This is a genomic window from Cupriavidus sp. MPR-AND1C (genome assembly GCF_058809705.1).
The window spans coordinates 1-20,629 of the sequence record NZ_JBXASU010000114.1 but is presented as its reverse complement, the minus strand read 5'-3'; the positions used below and the strand labels follow the sequence as shown (position 1 = coordinate 20,629).

17 protein-coding genes are annotated in these 20,629 nt (G+C 63.4%); 4 read left to right on the top strand and 13 right to left on the bottom strand.

The features are described from left to right. Nucleotides 1–157: 157 nt before the first annotated feature. On the bottom strand, nucleotides 158–631 hold the full coding sequence (locus AC1RWI_RS34170; protein WP_043347253.1) for a VOC family protein: 474 nt from the start codon (nucleotides 629–631) through the stop codon (nucleotides 158–160). A gap of 866 nt (nucleotides 632–1,497) precedes the next feature. Here AC1RWI_RS34170 and AC1RWI_RS34165 point away from each other — a divergent pair. Continuing rightward, entirely contained in the window at nucleotides 1,498–1,797 is a 300-nt protein-coding gene (locus AC1RWI_RS34165) for a hypothetical protein (protein ID WP_043347255.1), read from the top strand. 887 nt (nucleotides 1,798–2,684) lie between these two features. Here the strand turns inward: AC1RWI_RS34165 and dusA are convergent. Continuing rightward, a complete protein-coding gene (gene dusA / locus AC1RWI_RS34160; protein ID WP_043347258.1) occupies nucleotides 2,685–3,698 on the bottom strand; it encodes a tRNA dihydrouridine(20/20a) synthase DusA in 1,014 nt (337 codons plus the stop codon). Nucleotides 3,699–4,047: 349 nt separating this feature from the next. On the opposite strand from dusA, the gene AC1RWI_RS34155 reads away from it, so the two are divergent. After that, nucleotides 4,048–4,545: an acyl-CoA thioesterase gene (locus AC1RWI_RS34155; protein ID WP_043347261.1), complete on the top strand. Its 498-nt coding sequence runs from the start codon at nucleotides 4,048–4,050 to the stop codon at nucleotides 4,543–4,545. Here AC1RWI_RS34155 and AC1RWI_RS34150 read toward each other — a convergent pair. The 4 genes from AC1RWI_RS34150 to AC1RWI_RS34135 form a co-directional block, all read right to left on the bottom strand. Next, nucleotides 4,542–5,990, bottom strand: coding sequence for a sensor histidine kinase (locus tag AC1RWI_RS34150; protein ID WP_043347263.1), 1,449 nt, complete (start codon nucleotides 5,988–5,990; stop codon nucleotides 4,542–4,544). The two genes, AC1RWI_RS34155 and AC1RWI_RS34150, sit on opposite strands and share 4 nt — an antisense overlap. Nucleotides 5,991–6,133: 143 nt before the next feature. Beyond that, nucleotides 6,134–6,355, bottom strand: a complete 222-nt coding sequence (locus tag AC1RWI_RS34145) for a hypothetical protein (RefSeq protein WP_043347265.1) — start codon at nucleotides 6,353–6,355, stop codon at nucleotides 6,134–6,136. A 98-nt stretch (nucleotides 6,356–6,453) separates the two neighbouring features. Beyond that, complete coding sequence (locus AC1RWI_RS34140) at nucleotides 6,454–6,684, bottom strand: hypothetical protein (RefSeq protein WP_043347268.1); 231 nt, start codon at nucleotides 6,682–6,684, stop codon at nucleotides 6,454–6,456. A gap of 45 nt (nucleotides 6,685–6,729) precedes the next feature. Further along, the gene (locus AC1RWI_RS34135) at nucleotides 6,730–7,206 is read right to left on the bottom strand and encodes a lecithin retinol acyltransferase family protein (protein ID WP_043347270.1); all 477 of its coding nucleotides are present in this window, start codon (nucleotides 7,204–7,206) and stop codon (nucleotides 6,730–6,732) included. A gap of 557 nt (nucleotides 7,207–7,763) precedes the next feature. Here AC1RWI_RS34135 and AC1RWI_RS34130 point away from each other — a divergent pair. Next, the gene (locus AC1RWI_RS34130; protein WP_043347272.1) at nucleotides 7,764–8,051 is read left to right on the top strand and encodes a hypothetical protein; all 288 of its coding nucleotides are present in this window, start codon (nucleotides 7,764–7,766) and stop codon (nucleotides 8,049–8,051) included. Nucleotides 8,052–8,166: 115 nt separating this feature from the next. Then, on the top strand, nucleotides 8,167–8,937 hold the full coding sequence (locus AC1RWI_RS34125; protein WP_043352032.1) for a PP2C family protein-serine/threonine phosphatase: 771 nt from the start codon (nucleotides 8,167–8,169) through the stop codon (nucleotides 8,935–8,937). A 28-nt stretch (nucleotides 8,938–8,965) separates the two neighbouring features. On the opposite strand, the gene AC1RWI_RS34120 is transcribed toward AC1RWI_RS34125, so the two are convergent. The 7 genes from AC1RWI_RS34120 to AC1RWI_RS34090 form a co-directional block, all read right to left on the bottom strand. Continuing rightward, the gene (locus AC1RWI_RS34120) at nucleotides 8,966–10,273 is read right to left on the bottom strand and encodes a sigma-54 interaction domain-containing protein (RefSeq protein WP_043352035.1); all 1,308 of its coding nucleotides are present in this window, start codon (nucleotides 10,271–10,273) and stop codon (nucleotides 8,966–8,968) included. Between the two features lie 94 nt (nucleotides 10,274–10,367). Then, on the bottom strand, nucleotides 10,368–13,427 hold the full coding sequence (locus AC1RWI_RS34115; protein WP_043347274.1) for a peptidase domain-containing ABC transporter: 3,060 nt from the start codon (nucleotides 13,425–13,427) through the stop codon (nucleotides 10,368–10,370). A 20-nt stretch (nucleotides 13,428–13,447) separates the two neighbouring features. After that, complete coding sequence (locus tag AC1RWI_RS34110) at nucleotides 13,448–14,200, bottom strand: peptidylprolyl isomerase (protein WP_043347277.1); 753 nt, start codon at nucleotides 14,198–14,200, stop codon at nucleotides 13,448–13,450. Nucleotides 14,201–14,309: 109 nt separating this feature from the next. Next, the gene (locus tag AC1RWI_RS34105; protein WP_043347278.1) at nucleotides 14,310–15,692 is read right to left on the bottom strand and encodes a beta-barrel domain-containing protein; all 1,383 of its coding nucleotides are present in this window, start codon (nucleotides 15,690–15,692) and stop codon (nucleotides 14,310–14,312) included. Continuing rightward, nucleotides 15,661–18,258: an FHA domain-containing protein gene (locus tag AC1RWI_RS34100; RefSeq protein ID WP_492870526.1), complete on the bottom strand. Its 2,598-nt coding sequence runs from the start codon at nucleotides 18,256–18,258 to the stop codon at nucleotides 15,661–15,663. Before AC1RWI_RS34100 ends, AC1RWI_RS34105 begins: the two co-directional genes overlap by 32 nt. A gap of 216 nt (nucleotides 18,259–18,474) precedes the next feature. Then, entirely contained in the window at nucleotides 18,475–19,914 is a 1,440-nt protein-coding gene (locus AC1RWI_RS34095; protein WP_492870527.1) for an efflux transporter outer membrane subunit, read from the bottom strand. 267 nt (nucleotides 19,915–20,181) lie between these two features. Further along, the gene (locus AC1RWI_RS34090; protein ID WP_492870525.1) at nucleotides 20,182–20,442 is read right to left on the bottom strand and encodes a hypothetical protein; all 261 of its coding nucleotides are present in this window, start codon (nucleotides 20,440–20,442) and stop codon (nucleotides 20,182–20,184) included. Nucleotides 20,443–20,629: the final 187 nt, after the last annotated feature.

Here is a 20,629-nt window from a genome sequence, read left to right as displayed (position 1 = left end):
CCACCCCGCCAACCCCGCAACCCTTGTCCCGTCTGCTTTGCAGCGGCGTTTCGTGTTGCGAGGGGGCGAATCATAGGGGACCCCCTCGGCCTTGGCAAGCGTTTTCTTGAGCGAATCTTTCGAGAGGACTAAAGTTGAGCATAATCAACATTTCGGATCAATTTTGCTCGTATGCCTGCGCTAGCAAAGCGATGTCTAGCTTACGCATCTTGAGCATTGCCTCCATGACCCGAGCCGACTTGCCCGCATCCTTGTCCTGCAGCAGCCGGCCGAGGATCGATGGAACGATCTGCCAGGACACGCCAAACTTATCCCTGAGCCAACCGCACTGCCCTTCCTCCCCGCCAGCGGACAATTGCCCCCACAGGGCGTCCACTTCCGATTGCGACTCACAGCTCACAAACAATGAGATAGCCGGGGTAAATGTGAAATGCGGTCCGCCGTTGAGCGCCGTGAACTCGAGGCCCTCCAGCTCGAACGAGGCCGAGAGGACTGAGCCATTCACTCCCGGGCCGGCTTCCCCGTAGCGCATGACCCTTCCGGGCCGCGAGTTCTTGAAGACGGACGTGTAGAAATGCATGGCCTCTTCAGCCTGGCCGTCGAACCACAGGAAGGGGGTGATCTTCTGCATGAAGTGTCCTCTGATCTGTCATATCCGTTAGTTGCGCCAATGCGCGGCCGGCCAGCACGCGTCAATGACGACGACAAGCGACAGGTCAGGATATCAACATGGACATGAATTCCGGCGCACGCAAAACGCCTGCGGACCGATAACGCACGCGCCGGCAGTGACACAGCCTCGTCGCGCGACCCACACGAGTTCGCTCAAGTCGCCTATTCATGGTTGCGGAGGGCCTTGTGCCGCGCGCAGCAGAGGCACCCGAACGCCAGCAAGGCACCCAGCACAAGCACGCCAATGGCTAAGCCCTTGGCAGCACACCCCCCCTCTGCGGAGCACTCCCCATCCAGATCACACTTTCCCATAACCATCTCCTCAAACCTGCGCCAGGAAAATCTGACGGTTCCATGCTAGATCAAGTCGAAGGGAGAACAAAGCACACACCACCCGTCACCTGCCGCGAGGTGCAGCTTGCCAGCGCATGGAGTCTTGGCGGTCTCCACCTCCTCAAAGGGCGACAGCCGGCTTGCCACTGCCGGCCCCGGCATCCAGCTCAGGACGTCTTCCGCAATAACGCCCTCGCCACAAGAGGGACGCCAGTGCACCACCCCGCCGCTGATGCGCCCTAGCGTTGAATCTAGGCCAAGAAACTGCAGAGGGTAACGACAAGCTTGTACCGACCCGCCCTGCAAAACCGCAAACAATGGCACACGCCATCAAGTACGCTGTCCGCCACCCCGACTCGACTTAATTCTGACTTAGAAAAGTCTCAGTTGGTTTAGGTGCAGTTTGCGCTATTTTCACAAGCATTCTTGGCATGCGCCAGGCGCCCTACCCGGCCCACGGAGGGGCTCACAATCCAAGTGGAAAAAACAGCGATGCTGTCCTTCAGCGCCAAACTCACCCTCAAGCTAGCCGCCACGCTTTGCCTGGTCGTCCTCCTGCTCGGAAGTGCGTACGGGCTCTTCGGCCCGCATGGCGGAAGCGAAGTGTCGCAGGCTGCGAACGCCGGCCACCCCAATACCGTGCTTTCCTTGCTGATGCATATCCTTGGTCCGATTGCTGCGATCCCCGCCCTAATCGGTATGTGGTCGCAGCGATTCCCCGCACTGGGCGGACTGGTCCTCGCCTGCCCAGCCATTGCGACGTTGCTGCTGCACCGTTTTGTCATCGGATAAACCAGACGTCAGATGGTCCCAAGGTAGCCCCCCCTACCCCCGCCTCTTTCCGCCTAATTTCCCCGCAGGAGTTCGCCGCCGCTCGTTGCGCGGGTTGCCCCCAAACGGGAACCAAACCCGGTACCAGATACCCAATAGGGAATGCCGTTTCCTCGGCAACACAGGGAAAGAACCATGAAGCAAACGTTGTGGGGACGGCTGGCGGGCTGCGCGCTACTGGCACTCCTTATGGGATGTGCCAGCCAAGGCGCCGATGGCCGGGCGTCAAGCATCACGGCATATGGCGCCGTTGACATGGGCATCTCACGCACCAGCGAAAAGTAGCGCGCGGTACCTGCCAAGGCGGCCACTTGATGGCGAGCGGTAACAGACAAAAACAGGCAAAAAAAGCAAAAAAAGAACCCGCAACGCGGGTTCTTAAATTTGCGATCTCAATTGCCCTGAAGGCCTTGGTAATCTAGCTGTCATTTCCCATTCGTACTATCCGGGTAAACCGAAGTCGACCATGCGGTCGCAGTACCCACGACAAAAAAAAGCCCGCACTAGGCGGGCTGAACAATCAGTTGAAGAAAGCCCTGTATTCGAGGGCAAGCACAGTGTAAGAACTTGCGGCTTCGTGACTAATTAGGGGAATCCCTTTGCCATGGCGGCAAAGCGGCCCGCCGCGACGATCAAGTGCGCATCACAGCCCCCCGCGACTCCCGAGCATAAAAAGGATATTCGAAGTTAGAGGAAATACTCCAGCCAACACCGCAACAAGCGCTCAACATCCATTATGCTCGGGGCGCACAAATGCGATCTATTCGCAATCAGGACTGCTTGCTGGCCACATACGAGAGTACCTCCAGAGAATCCGGACTCCAGCCGCTAGCCCTAGCGGATCTTGCTCAAGCCGCCGCGAGGGATGGCGCGCCTCCCGGCAGCAGATGCGCCCGCGCCTCTTCAAACATAGCGTCGACGGCTGCGCGTGTGCGCACCGCGTGCATGCGGCGCGCATCCGACAAAACCCGCCGCCAGCCGCGGCCGCCATGGATTCCGCGATGCAGGCCCAGCATATGGCGCGTCACCGCGCCCATATAGCCGCCCTTCTCGACCAAATCCCCGATATAGCGCTGCATCGCCAGTTCAACGTCCAGCCGTGACGGCACCGGGGTCTGCGCAGTGTAGAAACGCCTGTCCATTTCCGCCAGCACGTAGGGCTGGTGATAGGCCTCGCGTCCAATCATGACGCCATCCACATGCGCCAGGTGCACGTCCATCTCGTCGTGCGTGACGATACCGCCGTTGATCAGGATCTCGAGATGCGGGAATTCCTGCTTGAGTTGGTAAGCCACTTCGTAGCGCAGCGGCGGGATCTCGCGATTTTCCTTCGGGCTCAATCCCTTCAGGATCGCATTGCGCGCATGCACGATAAAGGTCTCGCACCCCGCATCAGCCACGGTGCCGACGAAGTCGCGAACAAAGTCGTAATGTTCGATCGTGTCAATACCGATGCGATGCTTGACGGTCACGGGAATCGATACCGCGTCGCGCATCGCCTTCACGCAATCCGCCACCAGTTCCGGTTCCGCCATCAGGCAAGCACCGAATGCGCCGCGCTGAACCCGCTCGGAAGGGCAGCCACAGTTCAGATTGACCTCCACGTAGCCCCATCGCTCACCCAGTTTCGCCGCGGCGGCCAGGTCAGCGGGCTCGCTGCCGCCGAGTTGCAGGGCCACGGGTTGCTCAGCGGCGTCAAAGTCGAGATGACGAGCCACATCGCCATGAAGCAGCGCACCAGTGGTCACCATCTCCGTGTACAGCCAGGTATGGCGGCTCAGTTGCCGGTGAAACATACGACAATGACGATCAGTCCAATCCATCATCGGTGCAACTGAAATACGGCGAGGAGTCGAATTCATGGTCTTACAGCTTCAAAGCTAAGTTCTTCGGGCGCCCGGCAGCAGTCTCGATCCCTGCCCTTGCACCCATTCCAATGCACTCCCTGTCAATTTGCCTCGACCTGCACCAGCTTTTGGTCGCAAATCAACAAAGATAAGGAAACGCTCACGCTGCGCGTGAAAGCACGAGAGTATACGGCACCCCGCCCTCGGTCGCCGGCGGCCGCCCCGACGTGCCGCCAGCCCGCGCAACAACATCCCTCGTTCACGTCACCCGGCGTGGCAAAGCAGACAGAATGCGGTGTGCCCCGCCCTTTCGGGGGGGCGTGCGTGGCTGCCGCCAGCAGCCATTCCTAGCCAGGAGCTTTCAATGTTGATGCGAGACGCAATCCCCCATGTGCTTAGCCGCGGTAGCGACATGTTCACGCGAGACATACAGGAGACGCCCCCGCAAAAGACGTTCCATCATGCAATCGATATCTATCTCAAGGATTCCAACGCCTTCATGAATACTTACTTTGCGCGCTACTTCGAGTGGCAGGGTGTCTGCCGGGAACGCTGGTTCCACGAGTGCATTCACGACAACCTGCTGGCTGCCGGAGGCGTGTTCGTGACCAAGCGCGCGCATCAGGAGTACGTGGAAGAGACCTTCCCGTTCCAGAAGGTGGACTGCTACCTCAATACCTTCCAGGTGAAGCAGTGCTCGGCTTACCTGCTGTTCCGCTTTTGCGTTGGAGGCCGCCCCGTGTCGCTCGGCTACCAGCAGATCGTGTTCGCCGGCAGGGACAAGCGCATCATGCGCTTCCCGAAGGAGATCGTGGAGCGCGTCAAGGAGTATGAGTTGAAGTTGCCTACCTTCGCTAGCTAAACGGGCCCCGCCCCGCTGGCCGGCACTTGGCTGGCGGGGCGGGCACGCATGACACGGCCTTTGCCGGTGTGCGCGTCCGGCAGGCGCAGCGTGAAGGTGGTATGGACGCCACGCACGGATTCGCATTGGATGCGGCCATCGAACGCCTCGACCACGCGCCGGCAGAAGGCCAGCCCCATGCCAGCGCCGCTGCCGTGGGCCTTGGTGGAAAAGAAGGGATCGAAGATCCGCGGGAGGACTTCCCGCGCGATGCCGGGGCCGGTATCGCTGAAGCGAAGCAGCCAGCAGCCGCGTTCTTGCACCACTCCGATCTCGATGCGGCCGTCGACGCTCGCACGCATGGCCTGCAGTGCGTTCTTGAGCAGGTTGAACAGCACGTAGACCAGCAGCGTATCGGAGCCCCGGAAGCACCAGGCCGGATCAATCGGGCCTACCGCCACCCTTTCCCGCTCCCCCGCCAGGAACGGATAGCGCTCGAGAGCGGACACCACGCAGTGCCGCAGGGATTGTGCGGTGAAGCTATGGCGGTCCAGCCGTTCCAGCGTGACGGAGGCAAGCGCCATGTCGATCACGGTGTGGGTGCCATCAATCTCCCGTTGAATGGAGGCGACCAGGCCGGCGGCCCGGTTCAGTTGCCCGGGCCGCATGCTGTCCTTGCACAAACCGTGCTCCACCGCCAGTTGATAGCCGGCCAGCAGATCGGGCCAGGCTCGGCCGATTTCGTCGGCCTGCAGGCGGATCGTGGTCAAGGGGGTGCGCACCTCGTGCGCCACGGTAGCCGCCAGCGAGAAGGGGTGCATCAAGTCGTAGCGCACGATGGTCACCGCAAGAATGCCCAGGCTGATGCCGATAAAGATCACGCCCGGCGGATAAAAGGCATAGCCGTAATTGGCCGCGTAGTCGACCGCCGCCAGCGAGTAAAGGCACAGGCTCACCAGGCACAGATCCAGACGCTTGCGCTTCTCGCCCGTGGCGCTGCGGCGCGCGCCCAGTAGCAGCCAGCCGCTGCGGCAGGCCAGCAGCACCGTCTGCGCCACATGCAGCGGATGCAGCCGCCCGGCCTTGGGGTACTCACCGAAGAAATAGGTATAGAAGCCGGACACCACCTCACCGCCAGTCAACACCATCACCGCCAGCACCAGGGACAGCCCGTAGGAAACCAGCAGCAGCGGGCGCTCGGTGCGGCACTCGGTGACCTCGGTCACGAAGTGATAGAAACAGGTCGGCAGGAAGATGATGAACAGATAGCCCACCTTGGCGAGCAGCAGCGCCACATCCGGCTGCTCAGCCTGGAACAGGAAGGCCCAGGTTCCCTGCCAGGCAAAGGTGGTCACGCACATCAGAAAGAAGGACGTGGAAATGCGCGTGACGCCCTTGGTGACCAGCACGTACAAGCCGAATCCCAGAAAAATGGCGGACACGAAGGCTGGCAGGATGGCGTACATGGGGTTCCGGAGGGGCCGGGCGGCGCGCCCGGACGGGCGTCAGGCTGACCGGCAACCGCCATTCTAAGTCGCGGCAAGCGCACCTGCGCAAAGTCCGGCTAATGACGGCCCTGCACGACATTGAAGTGCCGGGGCCTGCCCGGCTAGTTCACCTGCCCGGCGTCGATGGTCCGCATGGCCGAGGCTTCCGCCAGGGCAATCGCGGCTTCCGCCGTGCCAGCCACGCCAGCCTCTTCCTCGAATGAAGGCTGCGGCGCGTCGCCGAAGGCGTCGGAAATGACAACCGTCGCCATATAGCCGCCACCAGCCAGCGCAGCCGCGCGTGCCACCACGGCATAACCGCCGTACTCGAATCGTCGTTCCATCGTGCGGCTCCTCGTCGCTGGGGATGAAGCCATGATAGATGGACACGTCGCTGCGTGGCCAGAAGAAGGCATCGAGCACGCATGCGGCGTGGCGCAGGTCAAGCACCCCAGCCCACCCTGAGCGCTGGCGGGAATACGCACCAGCACCCATCGGCATGGCGGAAGAAGAACATCGACAACTGCCCCGACGGGCGGGCCACATCCACTCGGATACAGCCGCTGCGGCAAGCCCGCGAACTGCGCACGCGGGTGATCCGCGCGGGTGCCGCCAGGTTGGCGCCAAGCCATTTGTCGATCAGCCCACGCAGGGATATCTTGGCGGTTTGCATGTCAGTCTCCTGGACTTGCCTTGTTGATACGCCCCACGTCAGGCGCTAGGCGGCACGGGCACCGAAGTGCGCGCCCTTGAACTCGGTTTCGAGAAATGCCCTGAGCAGGTTGGCGACGGCCTGCACAGCCATGGAGGGGTGGTGCAGGCAGGCTTCCACTTGCTCGCTGCGGCCTTCGCCAAGCAGGCACCAAGTGCAGAAATGCTCGCAATTGTTGGTCAGGAGCCGGTAGTTGTCCTCACCGAGGCGGGAGCGGGCGCGCGCCACGGCTTCCAGGCCGACATACCTGGCGCAAGGATTGGCCTTCACGGTGACTGTGTGGCCTGCCGCGAAAGCGCCCACCGTGGTTTCCTCCACAGGGCCGCGATGGAGCGAGCCGGCAAAGCCGGCGTAGTGGACGACCTTGCCGTCGCCAATGTAAATGCCGTGATGGGCATAGCCGCGGCGTTCCGTGACCAGGTGCGCGCCCAGGGGAAGGTCGGCATCGATAGCCTTGTCTTGTTGTTGGTGTTGGTGGTTCATGGCTGCCTCTGATCTGTTTGCTATCTGTTTGCTGGCTGCAGGCATTGCCTGCTGGTTGCCATACCGTCCGCATCAACCGTGCCACCCGGCGCCATCCCAGGCAGATCAGGGGATTGCGGAGCTTTCAACCGGACAGGCAGGGGATAAGCGTCTGCGGCCAGCCAACAGCCTGATGCCAATAGTGTTGGTGCCATGCCATCAGAGAGGCCCCGATGCCGTGGAAGCCATGGCGAAGTGGATGCGATGGCCGCGGCAGTGCTCTATGGCGCGACTTCGCGCGAGACAACTGCCGGGCGGCGAGCCCGAGTCAAATCGGTGGGTTTCCCCCACCATGCCGGCAGAGGATGTTGGCGTTGCGCCAACGCTCACGGCCCCGCCGCGAAGTCCGAGATCAGCCTGGCGTCGCCAACGAGGAGGGGAAACACAGAAAATTCAAGCACTTACGGCACCGCATCGGGCCAGCCGCATCACTGGCATGCGCTTTGCTCTATAGAAGCATGGCAAGTAGCCACGGACCGCAACACAGCCCCTACTCATCCCACGCACCGGAGACCATCATGGCGGCGCTCACCATCAAAGACCTCTACACCAACCGCACGCTGGACGGCCAGGCCATGGCGGCCATCCGCGGCGGCGGCGCGCCCTGGGTATTCGGCTGGATCCAGCCCTATTCCCCGCCCCGGCAGAGCGTTGGGCCCGTCGTCAACTTTTACGAGATCAACAACAGCTTCTATGCTGATCAGATGGTTAACCAGTTCCAGAACATCGACGTTCGCAATACGGCGCCCGGCGCGAACATCAATGTGCAAGCGGGACAAGGGGCAAGGAACGACGGCCGGATGTAGCCCGGTTCGCGCACAGCCCGAACGGCCCGGCCATGCGCCGCCCGCCACGCCAATGCCACCCAGGCGCTGGCGTGGCATTGCGGCGTCCAAGCTTGCCCGAACACCGGAGATGATCGTGACCTGTGCATCGCAATTCCGCTGGACTTCAGCCGCTCGCACCGATGTCGGCCTGGTACGGGAGCGCAATGAGGATGCCTGCCTCGCCCAGCCGGAGCGAGGGCTCTGGGTGGTGGCGGATGGCATGGGCGGCCACGCGGTTGGCGACTATGCCAGCAATATGGTCGTGGAGACGCTGTCCCGGCTGGCCTTGCCGCACAGCCTCGATAGCTTGCTCGACGGGGCCCGCATCGCCTTGCAGGAAGTCAATCGCGAACTGCTGGAGGAAGCGGCACGCCGGCAGGTCCGGCGCATTGGCAGCACGGTGGTAGTGCTGATGGCCTGCGAACGCTTCTGTGGCTGCCTGTGGGCAGGCGACAGCCGCATCTACTTGTACCGGGATGCGCACCTGACCCAGTTGACGAGGGACCACAGCCGCGTGGAAGAACTCAAGGCGCGCGGTCTGATCACCGCGGAAGAAGCCGTGCATCACCCAGCGCACAACACCATCACCCGGGCGGTCGGCGCGAACACGGCGCTGGAACTGGACCAGACCTGGGTGGAAGTCGCGGACGCCGACATGTTCCTGCTCTGCAGCGACGGCCTGAGCAATGAACTGCGGGACCCGGAGATCGCCAGCGTGCTGGCCTGCGGCGATTGCGAACTGGCGGCGCAGGCGCTGGTGACCGCGGCGCTGGGCCGCGGCGGCCACGACAACATCTCGGCGGTGGTGGTGCGCGCGGAGGATCTCTACGCCTCGGACAAGACCATGGTGAATCCCGCGCTGTAGCCTGGCGTGCGGCTCACCGCCTGCCCTCCTACCGCGCCTTGCCGCCCTGCGCGGCGCCCTGATTGCGAAAATCCTTGGAATGGATGCCGTGTTTCTTCAGGAGCATCTGCAGGTGCGAGCGATTCATGTCGAAGCGCCTGGCCAGCTCCGCCACCGTGCCGCCGACCTCCTGCAATCCCCGCTCGAGAAAAGCGCGTTCGGCTTCATCGCTGGCGGCGCGCTTGGCTTCGCTGAGCGAGGTGGCCGTGGACGCATCCACCACGAGCGGTGCCGCGGCGCCGCTGGTGACTGGCGCCGGAGCTGATGGCTTGGGCCGCAGGTCCTGTGGAAGATGCTCGAGATCAGCCGTATCGCCAGCCAGGCACGAGGTACGGTACATCAGGTTACGCAATTCGCGGATATTGCCCGGGTAGGCGTAATTCATCAGGAAGTCGCGCAGGCGCGGGGTCAGCTTGACGGGCCGGCGCTTTAGCGCGCCGGCCGCCTCGTCGCCGAAGTACGCTACCAGCAAGGCGATTTCGTCGCGCCGCTCGCGCAGCGGCGGCAGCGTGACGTGGATCACGCTGAGGCGGTAGAACAAGTCTTCGCGAAACTTGCCCTCCTCACTCAGGCGCCGCAGGTCCCGGTTGGTGGCCGCCACGATGCGCGTGTCGACCGAAATCGTCTCGTCGGAGCCGACCCGCTGGATCTCGTGCGACTCCAGCACGCGCAGCAGCTTGACCTGCCCGGTGAGAGGCAACTCGCCAATCTCATCAAGGAAGATGGTGCCCGTGTGCGCGCTCTCGAACTTGCCGCGGCGATCATTGGCGGCGCCCGTGAAGGCGCCCTTCTTGTGGCCGAACAACTCCGACTCCAGCAGATTCTCAGGGATGGCCCCGCAGTTCACCGAGATATAGGGCTTGTCCGTCCTGGAGCCGTTGGCATGGATCACCTTGGCCATCAGCTCCTTGCCCGTGCCGCTCTCGCCATCGATCAACACCGGCAGATCAGTGGGCGCCGCTTTCTCGGCGATCTCCAGCGCCTCCAGCAGCTTGGGATTGTCGCCGAAGGTGCCCTCAAAAATAAAGCTGCGTTCCAGCAACGCCTGCCGGCGCTCGCGCGGTGCCAGGTCGGCCGGAACAGGCTCCGCCACGGCCGCCTGCACAAAGCGCTCCTTGTGCGATAGCTGCATCACCTCGTCGCGCAGCGTAGTGGCCTGCTTGAGCAGCTTCTCGATCTCCGTGCGCTCGAGCTTGGAGGCCCAGCGCAACGTCGAGCGCAGGATTTCGATCTTCTCGATCAGCCCGGCATAGGAGATGGCCGACCCGACGGAGCCACCCTGGTTGAACAGCTTCATGTCGCGCTCCCCCATGCGTCGCGATACGGCAGATATGCCAGAAGCGCCAGATGCGCCGTTGCCGCCCAGCGGCACCCGGGCTGTGCGAAAGCGCTCACTCCGAGCTCAGCTGCTTCTGCACCAGCTGGTAGTACATGCCCTTGCGCTCCAGCAGCTCCTCATGCCGCCCTTGCTCGACGATGGCCCCTTCGTACAGCACCAGGATCTTGTCCGCGCGCATGATGGTGCTCAGGCGGTGCGCGATGATCACGGCCGTGCGGCCCTGCAAGATCTCCTGCATGTTGCCAAGGATATTGCTCTCCGATTGCGTGTCCAGCGCCGAGGTTGCCTCATCGAAAACCAGCAGGCGCGGATCGTGATAAAGCGCGCGGGCAATGCACAGGCGCTGGATCTGCCCGCCGGACAAACCCACGCCGCGCTCGCCCACCACCTGCTCGTAACCCAGGGGCAGCTTGCTGATGAACGCGTGGGCGTCGGCCATCTTGGCGACTTCCTCGATATGGCGGCGATCCGGGCTGTCGTCGCCGCAGGCAATGTTCTCGGCGATGGTGCCCGAGAACAGCAGGTTGCTCTGCATCACGTAGCCGATCTGCGCGCGGTAATACTCCTTATCGATCACGCCGAGGTCGTAGCCGTCCACGGTGATCTTGCCCTCCGTGGGCACGTAGAACCCCACCAGCATCTTGGCCAGCGTGGTCTTGCCCGATCCGCTGCGTCCCACGATGGCCAGCAATTCGCCGGGCTTGATGCTGAAGCTGATGTTCTCCAGCACGTAGGGCGTTTCGGCGCCGCCGTAGCGGAAATAGACGCCGTCCAGGTTGATCTCGCCTTGCAGGTCCGGCAGCATCACGCGCGATGCCAGATCCTGCGGCTTTTGCTCCGGATCGAGGTCCAGCACGTCGCCCAGGCGCTCCATCGCCACGCCGGCATCGTTGAGCTGGCCCCACAATGCCACCAGCCCCATCAAAGGCGCTAGCACGCTGCCCATGAAAGCGTTGAACGCAATGAGCTGGCCAACGGTCAGCTCGCGCTGCAGCACCAGGTTCGCACCGACCCATAGCACCGCGATGGTGGTCGCGGCATTGAGCAACTGGCTGGCCAGCCCAACCAGGATATGGAACGCCTGCGCCCGGTACTGGACCTCCAGCGCCTTGGCGTATTTCTTCTCCCACTTCAGGCGCACCGGACGCTCGATTCCCATGCCCTTGACCGTTTCCACCCCGCCCAGCGCCTCCATCAGGTAGGACCGCGCATCGGTCGTGGTGGTGAACACCTCGCGCGCGAAAGCCTTGACCTTTGGCGTTGCCACGATCGTCAGGATCGCGATCGGGATCACGAAGGCGATCAGCACCAGCGTCATCTTGACGTTGTAAAGGAACATGATGGTGAAGTAGATAAACACCATCAGCAGGTTGAGCGCCGTCGTCACCGTGGACTCGGTCAGGAAGGCGCGGATAGTCTGGTTCTCCTGGAAACGCGCAAAGATGTCGCCCGTCTTGCGCTTGGCAAAGAAGGAAAATGGCAGCGACAAGGTGTGCTTGAAGAAGTGCGACATCATGGCGAAGTCCATATTGCGCACCATGAAATTGGCGAGATACGCCCGCACCGAACTCATCAGTTGCGAAAACACACTGGAAACGATCAACCCAAGTATCAGCAGGTTCAGCAGGCCCATGTTCTGGTGCACGACCACCCCGTCAAGGATGTTCTGGATGATCAGGGGCGGCACCACGCCCAGCACCTGGATCACGAAGGTCGCCATGAACAGGTGCGCAAGGATCCGTTTGTACGGTGCCAGGTAGCCGATGAAGCGCAGCCAGGGCGAGCGTGCCACCGCCAGTTGCGCCATGCTTTCGCCGGAGGTGAAAAGCAGGCAGGTGCCGCTCCACCCGCGCTCGAACTCCTCCACGCCCATCTTGCGAAAGCCCAGGGCCGGGTCGGCCACCCACACCCAGCGCTTCGATACACCGTAGACCACCACGTAATGGTAGCCCTCCCAGTGCACGATGAACGGCAGCTCGAAACCCAGCAGGGAATCATGCGTGCACTGCACGCCGCGCGTGGTAAAGCCGAGCGACTCGCCGGCGCGCGCCAGGCTGTCCAGCGTGGCGCCCTGCGTGGTCACGTTGGCCAGCTCGCGCAGCTTGCCGAGCGTCATGGAGATGCCGTGATGGCGGCAGATCATCGCCAGGCAGGCAGCGCCGCAATCCATCTCCTCGGCCTGCTCGACCAGAGCGAAGCGGCGGATAACGCGTTCGCCGAACTCCGGCTTCGAGCGCAGATCGAGCATCACCGGATGCTTGCGCCGCTCGGCCATCCGCTTTTGCCGATGCAGTTCCCTGTCGATAAAACGTATGCGCTCCTCCAGCACCTCGCGCAGCTTGGGATTGCGCTCCAGGATCAGCTGCACGGTCTTCTCCGGAATCACCAGCAGCCGCGCATCCGTGCCGGCGATGGCCGACGCAATCTGCTCCTGTCGCATCACGCAGGCGCGCTCGCCAAAGATATCGCCCTGGCGCAAGGTCGCCAACGGATACTCGACTCCCTCCTCGGTGCGCACAATGCGCACTTCGCCCTGGCGCACCACGTACAGGCGGCGATCCTCCCGTGCATCCTGCTTCAGGATTTCCTTGCCGGCGGACACGCGCTTTACCCCCACGCTGCGCACGGCCTCCTCCAGCTCACTCTTGTCGAGCTTGCCACGCAGGTCGAACAAGCGGGCGACAAAGCCGCCGGCCGACCCGATCGCCACATAGCTGGCAACAAAAGCCATCGCCGCCGGATTTTGCGCAATCATGGGTTCGGTCGCACTGCGCGGAATAAAGAGCAGCTCAGTCTTGGCGGACGAACGCACCGAGGATTCATGCCGGTACTCGCGCAGCATGGCGATGTCGGCAAACACCTCGCGCGCCTTGCGCACGCCAAGGCTGACTTCCTTGCCATTGTCCTCGTTGAAGATGCGCACGGACCCCGACTTGATGATGAAGAGCCCGTCTGCCGCCTCGCCCGCATTGCAGATAGTCTCGCCAAAGCCGTACGAAAGCGCTTGCGCATGCTCCGCCAGCCGCTCCATTTCCTCGCGCGAGAACGGCGAGAGTATTTCCACGCCAGCCAGGAAGTCGGCGAGCGGATGCAGTTCGGGACTGGCTTGCATATGCGTCTGGACGCTAGCGGCTAGCGCGCTTCGATGACGTGTTCCTGCGCCCTGGCCATCAGCCAGTCTTCACGCAGGAGCCGGCGCACCTCCGCCGCCACATCGGCATCGAGCGTGGCGGGATGCTTGGCGCTCACCATGAAGATCTCGAAGAAGGAGCGGTCCTGGGACGGGAACGGACCAAGCAGGTCGCCGGTGGCGGCGTTGAACACCTTGGCTTCGATATCCGTCTTCAGCGAGCCGCGCAAGACCTTGCCGATCGCGCCGCCCTGCTCCTTCGTGTCCGCGATGGAGTGCTCGCGCGCCATCTCGGCAAAGCTGTCGGGATCGTCCCGCAGGTAGGAGATCAGCTCCTTTGCCTTGCCCTCGGCGTCTACCACGATATGGCTCACCTCGATGCTGTCGAACTTCGGCGAGTGCAGCTTGAAGTAGGCCTCGACCGCCTTGTCGCTGGCCACCTCGGCAAGCATCTTTTCCTGGTAGAGACTATCGGTTACGAACGACTCGAACTCGTCCAGGCTCACACCGAGCACATCGAGGTAATGGTTCATCTGCGTCGCCCGGTGCAAGCCCTGCACGCGCCGGAACTGATCGGCGCGTTCCTGGATATCCTCGGGCGACACGGTGATGCCATGCTTCTTCGCCGCGTGCACCGTGAGCTTGTCCCTGACAATCTGCTCGACCAGCCCTTCGAATTGGCCCGTGAGCTTCAAGACCCGGATGAACTCCTCGACCCCGATGACTTCATCGTCGACCCGCACAATCGCTGTCATCTCGTCAGCTCCTTGATTGTTTCCCATTCGCCAAAATCCACCCGCACACAGGTGCAGGCCGCCGATGCGTCTCCAACTACCTTCCAAGCGTCGCCGCCATCCGCTGGCTTCAGCCCGCCACCTGCCGGAACGGATCCAGCCCCAGGTCAATCAGGCGCCGCTCGCGCACCACGATTTCCGCCGTCGCGGTCATGCCGTAGCGCAGCGGGTATTTGTTGTCCGCCACCGTGTAGTAGTCTTGCGCCAGCCGGACGCGCCCCTCGTACACCGGCTGCTTGTTCGGCCCCGCCAGCTTGGTCGCTGGCGAGATGTACTCGAGCGTGCCGGCAATCAAGCCATAGCGCTGGTAGGGAAAAGCGTTGAATTTCAGCTTGACGGGCAAGCCCTCGCGCAGGAAGGCGCGATCACGCTCGGCAATCTCGATCTTGAGCACGGGGCGTGCATTCTTTGGCGCGATGCCGCCCAATGGCGCATTGGCCAGGACCTTGTCACCGCGCTGCGTGGAGCTGACATCGGTGATCACGCCCGCCACGGGCGCCAGGATCAGCAGGAAGTTGTCCTTGTCGATATTCTCGAAACGGATGCGCGCCGCCGCCTCGGCAACCAGCCGCGCGGTCTGCACCTGCAGGCGCAGCTTGTCTTCCGTATTGGCCATCTCGCGCAGCGCGGCGTCGTACTGGATGCGCAGGTTGGTCAACTCCTGGCTGCTGCCTTCGAGCTGCACGGTAGCCTGGTTGAATTCCTGGCTCAGCTTGGAATCCAGTTCGGCCAGCCGCGACTGGGCAATCTGCAGCGCGTTCTCCGCCTCGACAGCCGCAATCCGCTTGCCCTCCACCTGTGACTGCGAGACCCCGCCGCCGCCCGGCAGCGCAAACAAGCGGGCATAGCGGTCCTGCTCCTGGCGCGCGAATTCACGCGTCCGACGTGCGCTGTCCAGGTTGCTGCGCGCCTGCTGCAATTGTGCCCGCTGTTGTTCCGCGAGCCGGGTCGTGCCCTCCGCCGTGCGATTCTCGTGCAGGCGTTCCGCCACATCGATCTGCTGCTTCAACGCTGCCGCCTTGCGCTCCATCAACAGCTTCTTGTCGGGAAACTGCTTCCACTCCCGCTCGGAATCCTGCAGCTTGAGCTGCGCCTCCAGCGCATTGGTGGCGGCCTCGATCGCACCACGCGCATTCAGGCGCGCCAGCACGTCGTCCTTGTTCACCGGCTGGCCCTCGGCCACATAGAGATCCGCCAGCTCCCCGTCCACCGGCGCATAGAACCGCCGCACTTCGGACTCCGGGGCAAGGGTGCCGTCCGCGGACACGATCACATCCGCATGGCCCACGAACGACCAGACCAGTGCACAGACGACCAGCGACACCATGACCAGCACGGAGATCTGCATCAGTTTCCAGGGCTCCGCGCTGAGAATGGCGATGCCCTCAGCACTGTGGTCCTCAAGCGCCTCGGACAGCGGCTTAAGGCGATTGTCTCGGCTGTCGTCCTTCATCACCCTCCCCTCCAATCAATGCCAGCTTGGACTTGAGCAGCGCAGGGCTCAGCACCATGCGCAATTCCTGCAGGGAACGCCGCTGCAGCTCCGTCTCCGAATCGATATCCTCCCGGACCTGGCTCCATTGCGCCGTATCGCCTACCTTCAACTGCGCGTAGATGCGCATGCCCTGGCGCGCCTGCGCGCTGGCGTTGGACAGCAGGCGTGCCTGCGCGCGGAACTTGGCGGAGATATCGGACTCCAGCCGCTGCTCGCCGCCGATGGCGCCATCGCGGCGATACTGGCGCCACGACGCAAGCGCGGCGTTCATCAGTTCCTGCGCACGCCGGATCGCCGCATCGTGTATCGCCGCCACATCAGGCTCGACAGCATGTAGGAAATAGACATCCTCGGCGGGATCGAGCATGGCGTAGAACGACAGCAAGTCGTCCTCATAGCCCTTGCCGCCGTGCGCCTTCTGCAACTCGGCAAACTGCGCGGCGACGGCCTGCTTGCGCGCAAGGTCCTTGGCCGCGGCCTCGGCCCACGGCCCCGTCTTTATCGCTTGCAGCCCGGCGAACGCCTTGGCGCTGTCCCCTGCGCGCCAGGCCTTGTCCACCTCGGCGTACTGCCGCACCAGTTCCGGCGTCGGCAGGCGGCTGGCTGCCAATTCGCGAAAGCGCGCCTGGAAGGGCGGCGTGGAAAAGCTGACCTTGGCCATCTGGGCCATCAGCGGGCCTAGCGTGGCTGCGCGCGCCGCGCCGTCCAGCGCAATGTACTGCTGCAGGTCTTCCTTGATGCGATCCATGCCGGCGAGCCTTGGATACTTCTCCGCGTAGTCCGCCAGCACGGCCTGCAGCGCTTCAGGATGCTCGCTCGCCAACCCGGTGGCCAGCGACGCATTCAAGCGGTCGATGGCTGCCAGATAGACCGAGTCGTCGCTCTGCAGCTTGCGCACATAGCTGAGCGCATCGGCATAGGGCTCCCTGAATTGCGGCACATAGGCGGCAATGCGGTCCAGCGCGCGCTGGTGCGCGGGCGTGTCGTCATTCCAGTGCTTGAGCAGCGCACGCATGCCCGCTTCATCGGTGAAGATGCGGATCGGCGCATCCACGCCGCCCCGGCCGGCCACGAAGCGGTTCAGCCGGCCGATCCAGTCGAGTTCATCCAGCACGCCGCGCGCGTCGGCATTGTGCGCACCGAGCGTCTTCATATGCGCAAGCGCCGTTTCGGCGCCATTGAAGTCGCGCGCCTGCAGCTTGCCGATCCATCCCGGCACCTGGTCGCGCAGCAGCGCCTCGGTACCCATCGCGCGGAACTGCGCATGATCCGGGTGGCGCTCCAGATACGCGCCGGCCACGGCAGCGGCGCGGGCATAGTCGCCGCCGGCCATCAAGGACCGCATCTCGCGCTCGGGCGCGCCGCGCAAGTACAGGAAGAGCAGCAACGCCACGACCGCCACGGCAACGGCACCGCCCCAGCGCGCCGCGCGCTTCAGGCCAGCGCGCTCCGAAGCGCCAAAGCTGCTGCCTAGCCTGCCCATGACCAGCGCGAACTTGCCCTGCGCGCGCGGCTTGTCCGTCGCGCCGCCGTCGCCTTCCGGCTGGGGCAATGCCTCCTGATTGACCTCATCCTCCTGCTGGGCGGCATAGTCGACGCAGAAAATATCCAGGAAGGAGCCAGCCGCGGCGACAAACGTGGTCTTATCGGGATCGTGCGCCGGCGTACCGGGTGTTGGCGCTGCGGCGGGTGCCGGAGCCGACGGGGCCGACGGGGCAGAGAGAGGAGCCGCCTGGTCCCGGGCAGGCAATTCGGCGGCATCGCACGGCGGCAGGATCGCGCTGGTGAGGGTTGCCTCGGCGGCGGCCCCGTTGCATATGCCAACCCGATAGACAAAATGATTGCCACCAAACGCAAGAAGGTCGCTCTCGCCGAGTGCGACCGCATGCTCATCTACCCGCTTGCCGTTGACGAAGGTCCCGTTGGTACTGCCAAGGTCTTCGACAAATGGATCGTTCCCTCTCAGGAAGATGTGCGCATGGCGGCGCGAGACATAGTTGACCTGGTGCGGATACTTCTCCTTGTAACGGGAGAAAGACGCATCCGCCTTGCTGATCAGGAAGGGGAAGCCAGCCACCTCAATCGGCTGCAGCCCAAGATCGTCGCGCTCGGGCACGAGCGTCAGCACTATCGGCGCCCGGCTTGCCGCCTGGACCGGCGCGCGAGCGCGTAGCCGCACCAGGTAGGACAGCGCCGTGCCGAAGCGCAGTTCATCGCCATCGCGCAGCCTGGCCGGCTGCTGTGCCACGGCCGCGCCATTGACGGTGGTGCCGTTCTTGCTGCCCAGGTCAGCGATATAGACCGCGCCATGCTCGGAGAAGATGCGCGCATGACGGCGCGAGAGCACTGCGGCCGTATCGGGCGGGTATGCAGCGAAAGGCGCTTCCGCGCGGCCTACGGCGAACAGGCTCTCGTCGATGCGGATCTCGCCGAGCTCAGGGTTGGAGATGGGCTCGAGCACGATATCGAACGCCTGCCCCACCTTCGCCCGCATCTCGACAATCAGAGCTTCGTCTGGAGCCATGTTTCGATACCACCAACAGCGCGTGCCACGACGCGTGCGCCAGCGGCAAGCCATGTTTCATGGCGACGGCGCGAGCCGGTGCGGCCCGCTGCGTCGTGAACGTGTTGACTAAGGACATAGTAGGCCACGCTTGCCCGTAGTCAAACGTCCGCCGGTGGCGTACTTCGCGCCTTGCCGGGCGTACCCGGCTTCTCGTGCGCAACGGGTTGCAGCCCCCTACTTCGAGACCTGCTGCGACGTCTCTTTCGGTGCGTTGCTCACCTCGGTGCTTGGCCAACCGCCCCCAAGTGCCTTGTAGAGGGTGACAGTGTCGGCCAGGATCTGTTGGTGGTTGGCCAACAATTCCTGTTGCGCGCTCAGCAGCGATCGCTCGGTCTCGAATACATCGAGCTGGGACACCACGCCTTCCTTCAGCTGGGCCTCGATCTGCGCCGACACCACGCGCAATTGCGCAACCTGCTGCTGCAGTTCCACGCGCTGCTTCTTGTGCGCGTCGACGTTGACCAGCGCGTTCTCCACTTCCTCGAATGCTGTAATCACGGTGCGGCCGTATTCGCTCTCGGCGACCTTGGTCTGGGCCTCGCTGGTCTTCACCCGGGCACGAACGCCCGGGTCCAGCATGGGCAGATTGATGCTCGGCATGAAGCCGAAGGTGAAGGACTTCAGCAGGTCGCTCAGCGCGAAACTCGCAGTGCCGCCGCGGCCCGTCAGGCTGACGCTGGGCAGCTGCGCCAGGCGCGCCTGGCCGACCAGGTTGACGGACTCAAGCACGCGATACTCCGCCGCCACAATGTCAGGGCGCCGCGAGAGCAATTGCGACGGCAGCCCCGCCGGCACCGTCGGCAGTTGAACGCGCTCCTGCAGTCGCCCGGCCGGCACCTTGAACACGCCAGCCGGCACACCCACCAGCGTGGCCAGCGCATTCTCGGAAATATCGCGCGAGCGGCGAAGCTCCAGCAGGTCCTTGGTGAGCCTGTTGATCTCGGCTTGCTGCTGCATCACGCGGATTTTCGGAATCAGGCCGTTCTGGAACATGGCCTGGTAGGTGGTGAGGATCTGCTTGTTCCTCGCTAGCGTCTTGCTCTGCTGATCGATCTGTTCGTCGAACTGCAGTATCTGGAAGTAGGTGGTGGACACATCCGAGACCAGGGTGAGGTAGCCGGCACGCCAATCCGCTTCGGTCGCGTTGAACTCGGCGGTCTGGGCCTGCACACCCTTCTCCACCTTGCCCCAGATATCGATGTCCCAGTTGACCTGGGTGCCGAGGTTGTAGGTCTTGACGAGCGACGTGCCTGTGCTCTTCTCGAAGCTTGCCCCTGCTCCCACGTCAAAGACCGGCAGCGCGCCGGCCTTGACCTCGGCAATCTGCGCGCCCGCTACCTTGATGCGTGCGGCCAGCACCTTGATGTCGTAGTTCCCCGCAATCGCCTTGTCGACCAGTCCGTCGAGGTACGGATCCCGGAACGCCTGCCACCAGTTCGGCACGATCGTTTCCGCCGGCGAAACCGTGATCGATCCCTGGCGCGCCCAGTCCGGCTTGGCCGGCGTTTCGGGCCGCTGGTACACCGGCGGACGAAAGTCGGCGCAAGCGGCCAGTACCAGCAGGCAGGCGCCTGCCACCAGGCATCGCCGCAACGCGGCGCGCGCACCATGCACGATGAACGGGGTGGAATGGTCTGGCACGATCGCCTCCTGCGAGCGCCGGCGGGGAGAAGAGGCCACGGCGGGCACCGGCCCCCGTCAACCACATCGCCAGCGCCAGTTGCGCCGGGTCAGTCACGGCCCGGATGCAAAGGAGCCGCGCCATCAACACGCCATGCATGCATTGTGTATCCGCTAGCGGCGCGATCCAACCTGTAAATAGAGGCCCTGCGGCAAGAAAAGGGCCGCCCTGCCCGGCACGCCGGGAGGGCGGCGGTGGCTTCAACGATAGATGTTGTTCTCTGCGTTCTGCGTTGAGCTCACGTGGGACTTGATGTCGTCGGCAAAGGCCGTGTTGTTGCCGTTCATGTTGACGACGTTTTGCGTCTGCCCGATCAGCTGCTGGGCATTGAAGGTCGAGTCGATCTTGACCGCGCTGAAAACGGGCATGAAGGGCACGAAACCGCCGCGCACGGCGCGCATGGCGCGGGTGTCGAGTTCTTCGGTGACGGACAGGTCCTTGATGGCGAGAGTGGTAGTCATGGCAGTTCTCCGGGGTATTCAGTGGATTGCGAATTCGGCTTCGGGCGTGGCCCGCGGCTCAATAGATGTTGTTGCTGGCGTTCTGGGTCGACGTCACGTGGGACTTGATATCGGCGGCAAAGGCCGTGTTGTTGCCGTTCATGTTCACGACGTTCTGGGTCTGGCCGATCAGCTGCGAAGCATTGAA